The 15,151-nt window shown below is 66.4% G+C and carries 16 protein-coding genes; 8 read left to right on the forward strand and 8 right to left on the reverse strand.

Annotation, left to right across the window (positions count from 1 at the left end; translation table 11 throughout):
• Positions 1-238: 238 nt before the first annotated feature.
• On the reverse strand, positions 239-2,989 hold the full coding sequence (locus AB0J29_RS14390) for an AAA family ATPase (RefSeq protein WP_364784733.1): 2,751 nt from the start codon (positions 2,987-2,989) through the stop codon (positions 239-241).
• A gap of 97 nt (positions 2,990-3,086) precedes the next feature.
• Between AB0J29_RS14390 and AB0J29_RS14395 the strand changes: the two genes are divergently transcribed.
• Positions 3,087-3,515 carry a hypothetical protein gene (locus AB0J29_RS14395; protein WP_364784736.1) on the forward strand — a complete coding sequence of 143 codons (429 nt, stop codon included), beginning with the start codon at positions 3,087-3,089 and terminating at the stop codon, positions 3,513-3,515.
• Positions 3,516-3,813: 298 nt separating this feature from the next.
• Positions 3,814-4,401 (forward strand): DUF308 domain-containing protein, encoded by a 588-nt coding sequence (locus AB0J29_RS14400; protein WP_364784739.1) that lies wholly within the window; start codon positions 3,814-3,816, stop codon positions 4,399-4,401.
• A 297-nt stretch (positions 4,402-4,698) separates the two neighbouring features.
• Here the strand turns inward: AB0J29_RS14400 and AB0J29_RS14405 are convergent, their stop codons facing one another.
• The 4 genes from AB0J29_RS14405 to AB0J29_RS14420 form a co-directional block, all read right to left on the reverse strand.
• Entirely contained in the window at positions 4,699-5,487 is a 789-nt protein-coding gene (locus tag AB0J29_RS14405) for a CPBP family intramembrane glutamic endopeptidase (RefSeq protein WP_364784742.1), read from the reverse strand.
• Between the two features lie 78 nt (positions 5,488-5,565).
• A complete protein-coding gene (locus AB0J29_RS14410) occupies positions 5,566-6,405 on the reverse strand; it encodes an alpha/beta hydrolase (RefSeq protein WP_364784745.1) in 840 nt (279 codons plus the stop codon).
• Positions 6,406-6,510: 105 nt separating this feature from the next.
• Positions 6,511-6,837, reverse strand: coding sequence for a MerR family transcriptional regulator (locus AB0J29_RS14415; protein ID WP_364784748.1), 327 nt, complete (start codon positions 6,835-6,837; stop codon positions 6,511-6,513).
• Positions 6,834-7,178 (reverse strand): PadR family transcriptional regulator, encoded by a 345-nt coding sequence (locus AB0J29_RS14420; protein ID WP_364784751.1) that lies wholly within the window; start codon positions 7,176-7,178, stop codon positions 6,834-6,836. The genes AB0J29_RS14415 and AB0J29_RS14420 overlap by 4 nt, the downstream gene beginning before the upstream one ends.
• A 209-nt stretch (positions 7,179-7,387) precedes the next feature.
• Between AB0J29_RS14420 and AB0J29_RS14425 the strand changes: the two genes are divergently transcribed.
• From AB0J29_RS14425 to AB0J29_RS14445, 5 genes are all read left to right on the forward strand, one after another.
• Positions 7,388-7,696, forward strand: coding sequence for a PadR family transcriptional regulator (locus AB0J29_RS14425; RefSeq protein ID WP_364784754.1), 309 nt, complete (start codon positions 7,388-7,390; stop codon positions 7,694-7,696).
• Positions 7,693-8,049 carry a DUF1048 domain-containing protein gene (locus AB0J29_RS14430; protein ID WP_364784757.1) on the forward strand — a complete coding sequence of 119 codons (357 nt, stop codon included), beginning with the start codon at positions 7,693-7,695 and terminating at the stop codon, positions 8,047-8,049. Before AB0J29_RS14425 ends, AB0J29_RS14430 begins: the two co-directional genes overlap by 4 nt.
• Position 8,050: 1 nt before the next feature.
• The gene (locus AB0J29_RS14435) at positions 8,051-8,380 is read left to right on the forward strand and encodes a DUF1048 domain-containing protein (protein ID WP_364784760.1); all 330 of its coding nucleotides are present in this window, start codon (positions 8,051-8,053) and stop codon (positions 8,378-8,380) included.
• A 200-nt stretch (positions 8,381-8,580) separates the two neighbouring features.
• Positions 8,581-10,656, forward strand: a complete 2,076-nt coding sequence (locus tag AB0J29_RS14440) for a thioredoxin domain-containing protein (RefSeq protein WP_364784763.1) — start codon at positions 8,581-8,583, stop codon at positions 10,654-10,656.
• A gap of 7 nt (positions 10,657-10,663) precedes the next feature.
• Positions 10,664-11,188: an AAA family ATPase gene (locus AB0J29_RS14445; protein ID WP_364784766.1), complete on the forward strand. Its 525-nt coding sequence runs from the start codon at positions 10,664-10,666 to the stop codon at positions 11,186-11,188.
• 112 nt (positions 11,189-11,300) lie between these two features.
• Here the strand turns inward: AB0J29_RS14445 and AB0J29_RS14450 are convergent, their stop codons facing one another.
• The 3 genes from AB0J29_RS14450 to AB0J29_RS14460 all read right to left on the reverse strand — a co-directional run bounded on the left by AB0J29_RS14450 (position 11,301) and on the right by AB0J29_RS14460 (position 13,985).
• On the reverse strand, positions 11,301-12,881 hold the full coding sequence (locus tag AB0J29_RS14450) for an adenylate/guanylate cyclase domain-containing protein (RefSeq protein ID WP_364784769.1): 1,581 nt from the start codon (positions 12,879-12,881) through the stop codon (positions 11,301-11,303).
• Positions 12,882-13,037: 156 nt separating this feature from the next.
• The gene (locus AB0J29_RS14455; RefSeq protein ID WP_364784772.1) at positions 13,038-13,163 is read right to left on the reverse strand and encodes a hypothetical protein; all 126 of its coding nucleotides are present in this window, start codon (positions 13,161-13,163) and stop codon (positions 13,038-13,040) included.
• Positions 13,164-13,361: 198 nt separating this feature from the next.
• Positions 13,362-13,985 (reverse strand): hemolysin III family protein, encoded by a 624-nt coding sequence (locus AB0J29_RS14460; protein WP_364784802.1) that lies wholly within the window; start codon positions 13,983-13,985, stop codon positions 13,362-13,364.
• A 270-nt stretch (positions 13,986-14,255) separates the two neighbouring features.
• Between AB0J29_RS14460 and AB0J29_RS14465 the strand changes: the two genes are divergently transcribed.
• Positions 14,256-15,032: an isoprenyl transferase gene (locus AB0J29_RS14465; protein ID WP_364493191.1), complete on the forward strand. Its 777-nt coding sequence runs from the start codon at positions 14,256-14,258 to the stop codon at positions 15,030-15,032.
• Positions 15,033-15,151 lie beyond the last annotated feature (119 nt).

The following is a 15,151-nucleotide window of genomic DNA, read 5'->3' on the forward strand; positions in this document are numbered from 1 at the left end:
GTTCACGCTCAGGGGGCTGCGGCCGAGCTCGCGGCGCCCGCTGCGAGCGCTCCACCGAATGGTCTTCTGCTGATCTGCATCTGCGCTCCTGCGAGGCTGTCGTCTGCGAACCGTGGCGCGGTGAGGTCCGAGGCGAGGGGTCGCACCTCACCGCCCACATCGGTGACGCTAGGCAACCGGCGGGTACCGCCGCGACCGTCGGATGACGTAATCGATGACGGTCGGCCGGTGTGCTGGCCTACCGGGTCGTGTCCTCGATGGTGGGCAGCAGCGCCGCCAGATCCCCGCGCGAACTGATTCCGAGCTTGGGGAAGATGCGGTGCAGATGGGTGCTGACGGTCCGGTGCGACAGGTACAGCCGTTGCCCGATCTCCCGGTTGGTCAGGCCCTGGGCCGCCAGTTGGGCGATGCTCAGCTCGTGCGGGGTGAGCCGTTCGCGGGCGTCGGTGCTGCGATCCGGGCTGGATTCGCCGGCGCTGCGCAGTTCCACGCGTGCCCGTTCGCTCCAGGCGGTGAAGCCGAGAGCGTCGAAAATCTCTCTGGCGGTGCGTAAGTGGGCGCGGGATTCGACAATCCGGCGCTGTCGGCGCAGCCACTCCCCAAAGGCGAGGTGCAGGCGGCCGCGTTCGGCGGGCCAGCCGGCGAGATCCGCGGCCAGCGCGGCGGAGAATCGCTCTTCGGCTGCCTCGGTGGCGAAAACGGCGTGCGCATAACGCATTCCGTGGTGGAGTGCGGGCGATGGTGTCACCGCTGCCGCCGATTCCAGCCCATCCAGCAGCTCGCTCATGGCCTCGGACCGGCCCGCGCGGACCGCAGCCTCGGCGAGCTCGGCCAGGAAATACGCGCGCAGGAACGGGGAATGGGCCGGATCATGCGGATCGTGCAGGCGGCTCAGATCGGTGAAGGCATCGTCGAATCGTCCCTCGCCCAATGCGATGAGACCGCGTGTGAGCTGGACGGTGGCCAGCACGGGTCGCGCACCGGCTGCGAGTCCGGTCCGCTCGGCCTCCGCCGTGAGGGCGACAGCCTGCTCGTAATCCCCGCGCAGGGCGGCGATTTCGGCCTCGACGGCGGTGGCCAGCCCCCGCATGAACGGTTGGCCGGTCTCGCGGCCGAAAACCGCGGCCTCGGCCGCGACGGGCGCCGCGGCGGCGAGATCGCCGAGCCGGGTCAGGCACCACGCCTGCACCGCGAGTGCGCGGGTCAGCAGGCCCAGCCTCCCGGATGCGCGGAATCCGCGAGCGGCGGCGGCCGAGAAATGCGCGGCGAGGTCGAAGGCTCCCACCTGGAGTGCCGCGCTCCCGAGGAAACGGTCGACCTCCGGGTCTTGCCCGGCGGCCGAGGCCAGCTCCCGGAGGCGATCGAGAACGTGCTCGCCGCGTTCGAACGGAGCCACATATGCGGCGACCGCGACCAAGCGCGGGTCGCTGTCGGGAACGGGGAGCGCGTCGGCGACGGCGAGCAGCGCACGGCGGGTGTCGGGACCGGGCTCGACCCAGAAGCACCGCATGGCCGCACCCCACAGGATGCGCATCGCGGCATCAGGGTATCCATCGGCGGCGACGGAGGCCGCCTGGGCGGCCAGTTCGCCGATGCGTGCCGGGCTTTCGCGCATACCGTCGTCGAAGCCGCTGATCAGCCAGTTCGCGGTGGCCTCGTAACGCGGTGTGAGCGGGAGCGTGCGAGCGGCGTTCACCAGGCGTTCGGCGGTGGTGCGGCGACCGGAATCGACGGCCAGTTCGGCCGCCCGCAGCAAGCGGTCCGCGCGCCGGTCCGGGCTGTCGCTGAGGGCGGCGGCCCGTTCCAGCGCCGCCACCGCACCGCCCCGATGCCTGGCCCGTTCGGCGACGTCCTCGAGTTCCGCGGCCACCTGTTCGTCAGCGCCCACGACGGCGGCCGCGCGATGCCACGCCCGCCGATCCGGCAGCGCATCCAGCGCCTGGGCCAGCGCGAGGTGGGTGCGCCGGCGTTCCTCATCGGTCGCGGCGGCCACGAGCGCCGACCGCATCAGCGCGTGCCGGAAGGCCACGGCGCCGGAGTCGATGTCGATCAGACGCGCCTGCACCGCAGGGGTGAGGCTCTCGGGCTCGACCGCAGCGCCCAGCAGAATGCGCGTGGCAGAAAGCGTCTCCGCGAGCGAGTCACCGTCGTTGAGCGCCGCGACGAGCAGCGCGGACCGGCTGGGCGCGGGCAGGGCGGCGGCACGTGCGGAGAAGGCGCGTTCGAGGCGTCCGGTGAGCGGCAGCACCGAGGTGAGGTCCGTGAGATCCACGACCGCCGTTGGCAGTTCGGTCAATGCGAGCGGATTGCCCTTGGCCTCGGCGAGCACTCGCCGGCGGACCGGCGCGGGCAGGTCCGGTGCGACGCTGTCGAGCAACGCCGCCGCGGAATCGTCGGACAGCGGTTCCAATCGCATGGGATTCAGTCCCGCGTCGCACAGCGATGTCGTGCTGCCGTCTCGGCGGGTGGCGATCACGGCGACGGGCTCGGTGTCGATACGGCGGACGAGGAAGGCGAGCGCGTCGGCGCTGGCGGTATCGAGCCAGTGCACGTCCTCGGCAACGATCAGCAGCGGGCGGTCGGCCGCGGCGTCGGCCAGCAGGGTCAGCGCGGCGAGCCCCACCAGGTAGGGGCTCGGATCATCGACACTGTCCGACAGGCCCGAAGCCGTTGCCAGAGCATCGAACTGACGCGGCGGCAGCGCGTCGAACCCGCGGCGAAGCGGATACAGCAGCCGCTGCAGGCCCGCATAAGCGAGGTGCTGTTCGGCCTCGACGCCGGCGGTCCGTAGCACCCGCAGCCCCGCGATGGCCGCCGCTGCCGCCGCTTCGTCGACGAGCGCCGACTTTCCGATCCCGGGCTCGCCTTCGATCAGGTTTCCGCTCCGGTCGCCGGGACCGTCCACGAGCGCGCCAAGGTCTTTCAACTCGGCGTCCCGCCCGAACATCGGCATGGCACGTACCCCTCTTTCCGGGCCCCACCTGGTCATATGGGGCACTTTCGCGACCATACCGAAAGTGGAATACGTAAACTCCAGCGTCATCTGACTGATTCGCCGCTCTGCTCGCGACCGCGAGAGTGTTCGCATGACTACGGTCCGCTTTCATCTCCTGTCCATGCTGTCCCCCGCCGAGGTCGTAGGTGTGCTCACCGACTTCGAGCCCTCCCGAGCCGAGGTCTGGCCGTCCATCGACGCCGAGCACTTCGTTGTGCACGATCGCGGCGAGACCTGGGCCGAGGTCACCGAGGGCACCACCGCGGCGTGGGAACGCGCCCGCTATGAATGGGATCCGGCCGGCGACACCGTCACCGTTACCACGCTGGATTCCAAACTCTTCGGCCCGGGCGGTGGCTGGGTCTTCCGCACCACCCCGGAACCGAACGGCTCCCGCGTCGATATCGAGCTGACCCGCACCCCGCAGGCTTTCAAGGGCAAACTGCTGGCGGCTCTGCTGCCCCTGGTCGGCCCGTCATCGCTGCGCAAGTCGTTCGCCGGCCCGCTACAGGCCGCGTGATGTCCACTCCGCACACAACCGCTCGTCCTCGAACACAGCGGACACCTCGGCCATCTGAAGGAGCCAGGGCGGTTCGCCGACGCGGTTCGCGAGTTCGTCGACTCCAGCACAGGGTGATCGGTATGCCATCCCAGCGCCGGGATCGTCAATGGGAACGTTTCAGTGCGGCAGCGGTTTTCACGGGTCCGGTGACGCTCTGGCTCTGGGCCGAGTTCGCGGTGCTGCACGGGCGCGGTCCCGACGTATGGGATCTCGCCGCCCAGCATCCCCGTTCACCACGATCGAATGGATCTTTATCATGAATACCACTGTGGCGCTGCCGGATTCGAAGTCCGAGCGTTCCTCGCTGATTCGCCTGTACGCGGTCCGCGGTGTCGTCGCGATCGGGTGGGCCTTCGCCTTCGCCGCTGCTCACCACGCCTTGGACGTGCTCGCGGTCACCCTGCTGGTCAGCTATCCGCTGATCGATGCCGTGTCGTCGCTCATCGACTACCTCGCCGTCGCGCCCGGTCCCGACCGCCGTGTGACGGCTTTCAACGGAGCCCTGAGTAGTGTGGCCGCGGTCGCCCTCGGAATCGCCGCGGCCCTCGGCGGAGTCGGCTGGGTCCTGGCCATTTTCGGCGTCTGGGCAGTGCTTGCCGGCGCGGCCCAATTGGCCGTCGGCATTCACCGTCGTGGTCCCGTCCTCGGCAAGCAATGGCCGACACTGATCTCCGGCGGCCTGTCCTTCCTGGTCGGCGTGTTCTATCTCGTCCAGGCCATCGGACCGTCCCCGTCGCTCGATGTCCTGTCCACCTATGCGACCGGCGGCGGCATCTTCTTCATCGCACAGGCCGCCCTCCTCGCCTGGAAGTCCCGAGTCCAGCGCACCAGCGCCGCACGATGATGCTCGCCGGCTGTCTGCGCATGGACAGCTACGCCTGGCCATCGAGCGGGTACCCCAGACCCGAGGATGTGGCCGTGAACAGGAGCCGCACGAGCAGACCGACCAGACCCGCGATCACGACGAACCAGACGTGGCCGTGATTCTCAAACGGGCCCAGGGCCTCGGGTTCAGCCTCGATGAGATCGAGGAACTGTTACTCCGCGCACCACTGCTGTACCGCGAGCTGACCACGTGAACTCTGGTATGCAATGCCTGCATTGCGCCAGTGTGCGGGACCTGCTTGCGGCGGTCCGAGTTTCAGATGAGGTTCAGCGCAACGGCGATGGTGCCGAAGGTCGCCATGATCGAGGTCACGCCGACGTGCATCCCGATCGATAGCCGGATGTCCTTGTTCCGCCAGGCGAGCCAGAACCCCGGGAACATGAAGATCACCCGCGACACGAACACCCACGGCGACCAGAAGTGGTACAGCGAGAACAAGACTGTGCTGGCCACCGGCGCCCATCCGCCGAGGTGGGCGATGCGGGGGAGCAGGAAGCCGCGGAAGTACAGCTCCTCGATGAGCGGGAGAGAGATTCCGGTCAGCGGCAGGCAGATCACCATTGTGGTGAGCATGGTCGAGTACGAGTATCCGTCGAGGAATGCAGTGGCGCTGCCAGCGGCGTCGGTATACGGGACCCATGTGAAGAAGTTGTCGAGGAAGAAGCGGTTCATCGGTGCCGTCGCGAAGCTCAGCACCATCATCCACACGATGAGCGGGATGACCATCGACACCAGCTTCCCGCACGGGATCGGCTTGCCGGTGTAGTGCAGCACGCCGCGCAGCGAGAAGCGGCCGTTCAGATTGCGGCCCAGCCACAACAGCCCCACCAGGGTCGGTACGAGAACCAGGCACAGGGCGATCGCCCAGCCCAGAAGGATCGGGTAACCGACGGCGTCGATCAATGGTTCGCCGATGAGCAGGTATGCGACGACAATCAGGGCGCCGGGGACCAGATGCAACGCGATGGACAGCGGCAGGGAGTGGCGGTCGCTCAGCAGCCGCTGGACTATTCGGTTCGGTCGAGTGTCTTCGAAGGCGTACATGACGAGAGTTCCTCGAACTGTTCGTGCACCTTGCCCACCGAGTCGGTCCGGCGGGCAAGGTGCTGCGGCGTGTTCACCTCACCGGGTCGAGGGGCCCGGCTGGTTCCGGTCCCCGGCGGCGACCGCGCGGATGGCTTGGGCGATGGTGCGGAAGTCCTTGCGCAGGATGCTGCCGTGCGAGCTGCGGACCTTCGCGTGAATTTCGATGTTCGGGTTGCGTTCGACCACCCGATCGAGGCTGGCACGGATAAGTTCCTGCCCATCGCCCTTGCTGCCCAGCGATGATCCCGAGGCGTTCACGTACCGGGTCGGGACGGTGATGTTGTCCAGCACGGGGCCCAGTTCGCGTTCGCGGGCTATCTCGCCGGCCTCGATATTGCTGTCCGCCATCTGTTCGGCGGTCATGCGCGGGGCCAGGCCTGTCGGGCGCAGCAGCACCATGAGGAAGTTCAACCGCTTCCAGAGCTTCCGCATCTGTTCGATATCGATCTCGTCGATCCAGTCGTAGGGTTGCGCGCCCTCGACCAGGACCGCGCCCACGGTACGGTCGGGATTGCGGCTGGCCCAGTGCGCCGCGACGAAGGCCCCGTAGGACCAGCCCACCACCAGCGCCCGCTGCACACCTCTGGCCGCGAGGACAATGTCGACATCCCCGAGGTTCGTCTCGAACGAATAGTCCGCCGAACGCTGCGACCTGCCGCGGCCCCGCATGTCGTAGCTGATGTGCCGCCACCCCGGCCCCAATTCGGCGATGGTTCGCCGCCAAGACCGCTGAGAGGCCATGTGGCCGTTGAGATAGATCACGGGGATACCGGGACCGCCGGTGTCGGTGACGGCCAGGGCCGTATCGCCGACCGGCACCATGCCGGTCCAAGTCGATGTGTTCGAGCCGGTATTGGTCTTGCGTGGAGCGGGCACGTTCTTGCCTTTCGATTGTCGATTACCGAGCATGAGTGGACGTATGCAATACACGTATGTGCGAGCGAAATATGGAATAGCGGTTAGGTATTTCCGCGGACATGGCTACCGAGGGCTGTCGAGGACGCGCTCGATGTGAGCGAAGTAGTCGAGCACATCTCCGATTTCGGCCAGCGGTACGCCCGCCCCGGCCAGCGTCCGGACCTGCACCAGCCGCAGCAGCTCTGCGGATCGGTATCGGCGACAGCCGGAGCCGTCGAACTCGGGTTCGTCGACCAGCCCGTGCTGGTGGTAGAGCTGCACCATCGTTACGGTGACGCCGGCGAATGCTGCCGCCTGATCGATCGCGAACCCGTCTTGCGCGGCATGAGGCGGTCTGCGGGACTTCTCGACGCTCTCTGCATGAATTGCCGGCGCTTGCGGCGTCGTCATCGATCAGCCTCGGCTTCATGGAGCCGTTCGAGCCGTTCGAGCCGTTCGGACGGCAAGCTCCGGGTCTTCCAGAACTCGTCGAGATGTTCGCGCTCTGTGGAATTGAGCGAATACGCCTTGCGCGGCGGCCCCTTTTCCGACGGGACTTTCACCACGTCGACCAGGTCCCATTTCTCGATCCTGACCAGCAGGGCGTAGATGGTGCCTTCGGCGATGTCGGTGAATCCCTGATCACGCAGCCACGCTGTGATCTCGAAGCCGTACGCGGGACGCGCAGACAAGATCGCCAGGACGATGCCCTCCAGCGTGCCCGCGAGCATCTCCGTCATCTGCTTTCCCATGCTTCATCTCCTCGCGCTACTCGGTGACGCAGACTACTGGTAGATAGTAACACTGAGTAGTGGTTGTGCAAGCTCTGATTCAGAACGTCACCCGGCTTGAAATCGTCCGTTGCCCGCCATCTACTCTGTGATACAGTCTACCGGTAGTTAGTAGCGCTGAATAGTGCGCCTCGATCGAAGGAGGGGTTGCCACGGACAACTTGACGGAGATGCTGAAAGGCACGCTCGAAGGCTGCGTCCTCGAGATCATCGACTCCGAGGAGACATACGGTTACGTCATCACGCGGCGGCTGAATGAACTCGGTTTCGCAGACGTCATCGAAGGGACGGTCTACGCCATTCTGCTGCGATTGGAGAAAAACGGGCTGGTCGATGTATCGAAACGACCTTCCGAAGTCGGCCCGCCGCGCAAGTTCTACGCACTCAACGACGCGGGACGCAAAGAGCTCGCGACATTCTGGTCGAAATGGGAATACGTCTCATCACGCATCAATGAGCTCAAGGGAAGCAAGAAATGAACTTCTGGGAGACAATCACCGGCAGCGATCTCACCAGGGAATACACGGCCTTCGACGCCCGGGCCAAGGCGCTACCGCCCGAGTATGGAGCGGCGTGGGAAGAGATAAAGATTCATCTCTCCCCCTATGCGGGCTTCACGGGTCGCAACTTGATGCCGATCCTCGACGGTGCACTAGGGCTGCTCGAGGAAACGGCGGCGGATGGTCGGAGTGTCCACGAGGCGCTGGGCGACGACATCGAAGGCTTCTGCGCGGCGATCGCCGGCGAAGAGGGATCCAAGAGCTATCGCGACAAGGGGCGCGAGCAGCTGAACGTGAATGTTGCAAGGAAACTGGGCCGGCTAGGAGGATAACGTGGGCATCCGCGACATAATCGAAGGTAAGAGGGAGTGGCGAGCGCACATGGCGCGGGTCAAAGCACTCCCAACCGATTATCAGATCGTCTACAAGGAGATCCAAAAGTACTTTTTCAAGGTCGGGCCAGTCGAGCTGGTCGACGGAAACTTGCTCTCGGGAATTCTTGATTTCTTCGAAGAGGGGGTCGCGGCCGGCAAGGGAGTCCTGGAACTCATCGGCAATGATGTCGCGGCTTTCTGCGACGACCTGACAAAAGACTCACGGACCTACGCCGACATCTATCAGGAGAGCCGGCAAGGGCATCGGCAACGGAATGAAATGAATTGACCTCCCTTGTGGGACCCCGATGACGGCCTCACCGCCCTCATCCGTCATGTGATGGCGCACTACTCTTCATGTGAAGGCCCACGAGTATGCGGGTGCGATGGCAGGACAGACTTGCCGTTCTGGCAACTCCTGACCTCGCGGGTCGAGTCGAAGTGGGCAGAGCGTGTGGTGAGCCGGCTCGGTATAGGAGGTTGATGGGTATGAACCAATTGGCTGGTGCGACATCACCTTACCTGCGTCAGCATGCCGGGAATCCGGTGGATTGGCGGGAGTGGGACGCCCAGGCGTTAGCCGAAGCGGCAGCGCGGGACGTGCCGATTCTGCTGTCGATCGGATACGCGAGTTGCCACTGGTGCCATGTGATGGCGCACGAATCGTTCGAGGATGCGCGGACGGCGGCGCAGATGAACGAGAACTTCGTATGCATCAAGGTGGATCGTGAGGAGCGGCCGGATCTGGACGCCGTCTATATGAATGCCACGGTGGCGATGACCGGGCAGGGTGGCTGGCCGATGACGTGCTTTCTCACGCCGGAGGGTGAGCCGTTCTACTGCGGTACCTATTACCCGAAGGTGCCGCGTGGTGGGATGCCGTCGTTCACCCAACTGCTCACGGCCATCACCGATACCTGGGACACCCGGCGCGATGCGGTGGACAAGGCCGCCACGCAGGTGACCGATGCGCTGCGGGCACAGGCCGCTGGGCTGCCCGACGCCGATGTGACGATTTCAGCCGAGTTGCTCGATCACGCGGTCGCGGCGGTGTTGCGCGATGAGGATCCGAGGCACGGTGGATTCGGCGGCGCGCCGAAATTCCCGCCGTCGGCACTGCTGGAGGGGTTGCTGCGGAGTTGGGAGCGTACTGGCGACGCCGCGACCTTCGATGTGGTGAACCGCACGGCTGAAGCGATGGCCCGCGGCGGCATCTACGACCAGTTGCGCGGTGGGTTCGCCCGCTACTCCGTCGATGCGGCATGGGTGGTGCCGCATTTCGAGAAGATGCTCTATGACAATGCGCAACTGCTCCGCGCCTATGCGCATCTTGCTCGACGGACTCCGCCGCGGGAGCGAGAGTCTTTGGCGCACAGGGTTACTCGTGAGACGGTGCAGTTCATTCTCGATGACCTCGGCACCGACCACGGCGGGTTCGCGTCCGCCCTGGACGCCGACACCCACTTGGAACCGGGCGGGCCAGGTGTCGAAGGCGCGACCTATGTCTGGACACCCGCCGAGTTGATCGGCGAACTCGGCGCTATCGAAGGTGTCTGGGCCGCCGAGGTTTTCGGGGTCACAACCGCCGGGAACTTCGAACAGGGCACCTCGGTGCCGACCCGGTATGCCGATCCGGATGCGGTGTCCGACAACGGGACTGCCACGGCTGCCCGCGAGCGTTTCGAACGGGTCCGCGCCACCCTGCGCGATGCTCGTGCGCGACGCCCGCAGCCGGACCGCGATGACAAGGTGGTGACCGCCTGGAACGGCATGGCCATTACTGCCCTGGCCGAGGCGGGTTCCGCACTGCGGCAAGATGATTGGGTGGCAGCCGCCGCCCGCTGCGCCCACTTCCTGTTGGCCGAGCATGTGGTCGACGGGCGGGTGCGTCGCGCCTCGCTCGGTGGCGTGGTCGGCACGTCTCCGGGCATCTTGGAGGACTACGCCTGGCTGGTCACCGGCCTGCTGGCACTACACCAGGCCACCGGCCGACTCGATTGGCTCGAACATGCACAACGCCTGCTGGACAAGGCGATTCAGCACTTCGCCGACCCGGCCGCGGCCGGCAGCTGGTTCGATACCGCCGACGACGCCGAAATTCTGGTCACCCGCCCGCGCGATCCCATCGACGGCGCGACCCCCGCAGGCGCATCCGCCCTCGCCGAGGCCCTTCTCACGGCCGCGGCCACCAGCGCGCCGGAACCCGCGCTCCACTACCGCGAGCTGGCCGACCAAACCCTCCAACGCGGTGCCGTCGTCCTCGCCCGCGCGCCCCGCTCGGCCGGCCAGTGGCTCACCGTAGCCGAACCCGCCCTCCGCGGCCCCCTCCAGGTAGCCATCGCCCTACCCGATAGCACAACCGCGGCAACGGAATTGATCGCCACCGCCCGTACCGAAGCCCCCGGCGGCACCGTCATCGTCGCCGCCCCCACCGACTCGGTTCCCCTCCTGGCCGATCGCTCGCCGGTCAACGGTGCCCCCTCCGCCTACGTCTGCCGCGGCTCGGTCTGCGACCTCCCGGTGACGACCGCACCCGACCTGCGCGCCTCCCTGAACCGGCGCTAGTGGGTGGGTGACCTTGCGTAGTCAGGCTTTGTTCATCGGTGGGCGGTCCGGGGTCGGGAAGACGACGGTGGCGTTCGAGGTTCATGCGCGGCTTTCGGCGGCGCGGGTGCGGCATTGTTTGATCGAGGGGGACAACCTGGATCAGGCCTATCCCGCGCCTTGGGAGCATGGTCTCGCTGAGCGGAATCTTGCCGCGATGTGGGCGAATTACCGTGCGCTCGGGTATCGGCGGATGGTGTACACGAATACCGCGAGTGTGTTCGAGGGTGTGCTCGGTGAACTCATCGCGGCGATGGGGGAGCAGCCGAAAGTCACCGCGGTCCTGCTGACCTGTACGGATCCGATAGCTGCCCAGCGGCTCGCGAGCCGGGAGATCGGTAGCGCGCTGGATGCGCACATCGAGCGGAGCCGGGAAATGGCGGCGAAACTGGATGCCGAGGCTCCGGACTGGGTGCATAGGGTCGGCACCGATGGCCGCGCAGTATCCGACATCGCGGCGGAGATCGTCGGCCTGAGCGGCTGGTTGCCCTGAATTCGGCCGATGGCACCGGGTGTGACCGTCGTGCCGCGATCGCCGATTCCGGGGCGGAGGTCGTCGCCCCGACCGACGTGAACCCAGACGAGGGCACTGCGCGTAATCGCGATCAGCGATTCCGGGATGGAGATTCGGTTATCGCGGTTCCTGCTTCGGCGATCGCGCTGACGGCGGCCGCATCGGTATCGGGTTCCGCGCCGTCGCCTGTTGGAGTGGTCGCCAGATCCGTCCAGCCGGCGGTCGGTTCGGGCATCCCGCGCAGCGTAATGTGGTCGTAGAGAGTCCATTTGGCGCGCTCGTGCGCGGCCGCCGCCTCGATGACCGCGCCGCTGACCAGAATTCGGCGCGGCACCTCCTTCGCCGCGGTGGTCAGCCGGGCCGCCGCATTGACCGCATCGCCGATCACCGTGTACTCCAGGCGCGTATCGGAGCCGATGTCGCCCGCGAATACCCGCCCGCGCGCGACGCCGATGCCGATATCGAGTTCGCCGGTGGCCATGACCTCGTCGCGAATACGCCGCGCCGCGCGCAGCGCGGGTGTCGCATTGTCCCGCAACGCGATCGGCGCACCGAAGATACACAGTGCCGCATCGCCCTCGAACTTGTTGACCAACCCGTTGTTCTCCTCGGTCGCCGCGACCACGATCGCGAGCAGCCGATTGAGTTTGGCCACGAAATCGTCCGGCGTCAGACTGCTGGACAGCTCGACGGACCCGGTGACATCGACGAACAGCGCCGACACCTCGCGCACATCGCCGGTCAGATCGACCCCGCCCGCCAACGCCCGCTCGGCGACCTCCGTGCCGACGTGACGGCCGAAGACGTCCCGCATCCGCTCGCGTTCACGCAGATTGGCGGCGAGTTCATTGACCGAATTCTCCAGCCGCCCGATCTCGCTGGTGCTGCCGACCTGCACCCGAACATCCAACTCGCCCTTGGTGATCCGATCCAGCGCCCGGCGCAGCGTGCGCATCGGCGTCGCGACCGAACGCGCCAGGAGGGCGGTCGCAAGCGCACCGACGCCGATGCCGACACCGGAGAGGTAGATGGCGGCGCGAACGCGGTCCGGCGCAACCGAGGCCGGATCGGCGAGCACCGTGATCAGCATGAGCAGCGGCATCGCACCCGCCACCGCCCAGGTCATCACGACCCGCATGAGCACTGAAGAACTCCAGTGCGCGGTGGGGCCGAGTACTTCGGACACCACCGGAATGGTCGGGCGGATCAGCCGGTCGACGATCAGGAAGGTGAATCCGGCCGATTCCAGCGCGCCGAGGGTGAACAGTGCCGCGGCCACCGCGGCGCTGTTGTGCGGGGTCAGATGCGACAACATCGCGGTCGCCACAATGACACCGGGCAGCCAGATCGCCAGTGCTCGGGCGGTGATCGCGACCGGCAGGCGCAGCAGCTGGCGCGCCTCGTCGACGGTCGGCTCACGTTCGTCATCGAGCCATCCGAAGTAGGCGGTCCGATCCCGCACGGCCAGCCCGACCCCGGCCACGAAACCCAGCACCGGATAGATCGAAACCATCGCGACGATGTGCCGCCAGTCCGCCCCGATCCGGCTGAGGAATCCGCTGAGCCACAGCTCGGTCACGATCACCGCGAGGCCGCCCAGATTCGCGGTGATCACCACCGCCGCCAACCCCCACCGCGCCTTCAGCGCCCACACGACCAGCCTGGTGATCACGGCGCCCCGACATCCGGAGATATCGACCCCGCCTGCGCGGGCGCGTGGGTGCGCACCGAAACCCTGACGCGCATTGGATCACCAACCCGAAATATCAACACTATTGCCTTGATCGCAGCAGCGGCACGAACGAACAGCATAGAACCAGCGTGACCATCAGTAGCAGTTTCCCGTGATCTCGTCGGACATATCGGCGAACTCCGCCGTCACACCGCCGACCAGAACGTCACCTGATAGCGCGGGCGCTCCGGTCGCGGGTGTCCCGGACCGGTCGATCGGCATGGGTGGAATCGAATGCAGTCTTTGCTGCCACGGGCTGCGGTACCGAATGCCGCGGGCCGCGCCGTCGCATCCGACTCCACGGCGCGCTGACCGCCCGCTCGGCGTGTTGTCTACCCCGCCAGCTTCCGGATCGGCATCGCTTCCCAACTCTATTGCCGCAAAGGGCAATTCGGCATGCCCACGATGTTCCGTATGCGCTCAGCGCAGCACGACAAACCAGATGGCGGCGTAGTGGCAGAGGGCGGCCAGGACGGTCGCGGCGTGGAAGAACTCGTGGTGGCCGAAGACGGTGGGCCACGGATTCGGCCATTTGGTCGCATAGAGGATCGCGCCGCCGCTGTAGACCAGGCCGCCGATGAGCAGCAGGATCAGCGGTGCGATTCCGATATTCGTATTGAGCTGCCCGGCCACCGGCACGATCGCCCAGCCGAGCAGCAGATACAGCGGCACGCCGACCCAGCGGGGAGCGGTCGGCCACAACAGTTTCAATGCCACACCGGCCAGCGCGCCGAGCCACACCACCAGCAGCAGTATCCGGCCCGTCCGCCCAGGCAGGCCGAGTAATGCGAACGGCGTATAGCTGCCCGCGATGAACAGGAAGATCATCGAATGATCGGCGCGCTTCATCTGGACGCGTGTCCGCGCGGTCGCCCAGGTCACCCGGTGGTAGACGGCGCTGATCCCGAATAATCCGCACACGGTCAGCCCGTAGACCAGGGTGGACCAGCCTGCCGTCGCTGAGACGCGCGCCGCGCTCGAGACCAACACCAGCACCGCGATTGCCGCGATGCCGACCGCCCAGGTGTGAATCCAGCCCCGCATCCGCGGCTTGATCGGTGTCGCTGTGCCCGGGATCGCGACCGGTGTCGCATCGGCCGTGCGGACCAATTCGGACACGAGTTACCTCCTAATGGTACCCAGCAGTAACCTACGGTGTCGTAAGTTGCGGTGCTCCGTCACTGTACCGGGAAACCCGCGGCGCGCGCGACGGGTTCGGAGTCGGTAGTGCAGCGTGACCACGGAGGGATTGCGCGCACACATCGAACACAGTCGATGCCGGGATCGCGCCGCTGAGGCGTAGGGTGGGTCGCCGTGGAGCTTCCGAGTCCGGTGCGTTTGCCATACCGCATCTACGAGTCGCGGCTGTCCAAGCAGCTGACCGGCAAACAACATCCTCGGCACGTCGCGGTGATGTGCGATGGTAATCGGCGCTGGGCCAGAGAAAACGGCTTCACCGATGTGAGTCATGGGCATCGGATCGGCGCGCTGAAGATCGCGGAGCTGGTCGGCTGGTGCGCGGACGAGGGCATCGAGATGGTGACCGTCTATCTGCTGTCCACCGAGAATCTGCAGCGCGATCCCGACGAACTGGAGACCCTCTTCGAGGTGATCACCGATGTCGTCGAGGAACTATCCGCACCAGAGCAGAACTGGAGTGTGCGCATCGTCGGCACGCTCGACGGCTTTCCGGAGCTGGTCGCCAAGCGGCTGCGCACCGCGGCCGAACGCACCAGCGGACGCGACGGTGTACACGTGAATGTCGCGGTCGGCTACGGCGGTCGGCAGGAGATCGCGGATGCGGTCCGCAAGCTGGTCCGCCAGGAGATCGCGGCGGGGGAGACCGGCGAGGATCTGGTCCAGTCGATCACCGTGAACTCCATCGGCCAACACCTCTACACCTCCGGTCAGCCGGATCCCGATCTGGTCATCCGGACCTCCGGTGAGCAGCGGCTCTCCGGGTTTTTGCTGTGGCAGAGCGCATACTCGGAAATATGGTTCACCGAGGCGTATTGGCCGGAATTCCGACGGGTGGACTTCCTGCGCGCCTTGCGCGACTACGCCGCTCGACATCGCCGGTTCGGTGTTTGAGCTGTGTTTTTGGCCGCGCGGGCGCGGCGTGTTCGCGGCCCCCTTCTGTCTCGCGTCCGAGCCGTCGAGACTCGCGACTACGTCGCATGCGCCCTGGCGGAGCTGAATCAGGGCGTCGC

Origin of the sequence: Nocardia sp. NPDC049707 (genome assembly GCF_040674855.1) — a bacterium.
Classification (GTDB): domain Bacteria; phylum Actinomycetota; class Actinomycetes; order Mycobacteriales; family Mycobacteriaceae; genus Nocardia.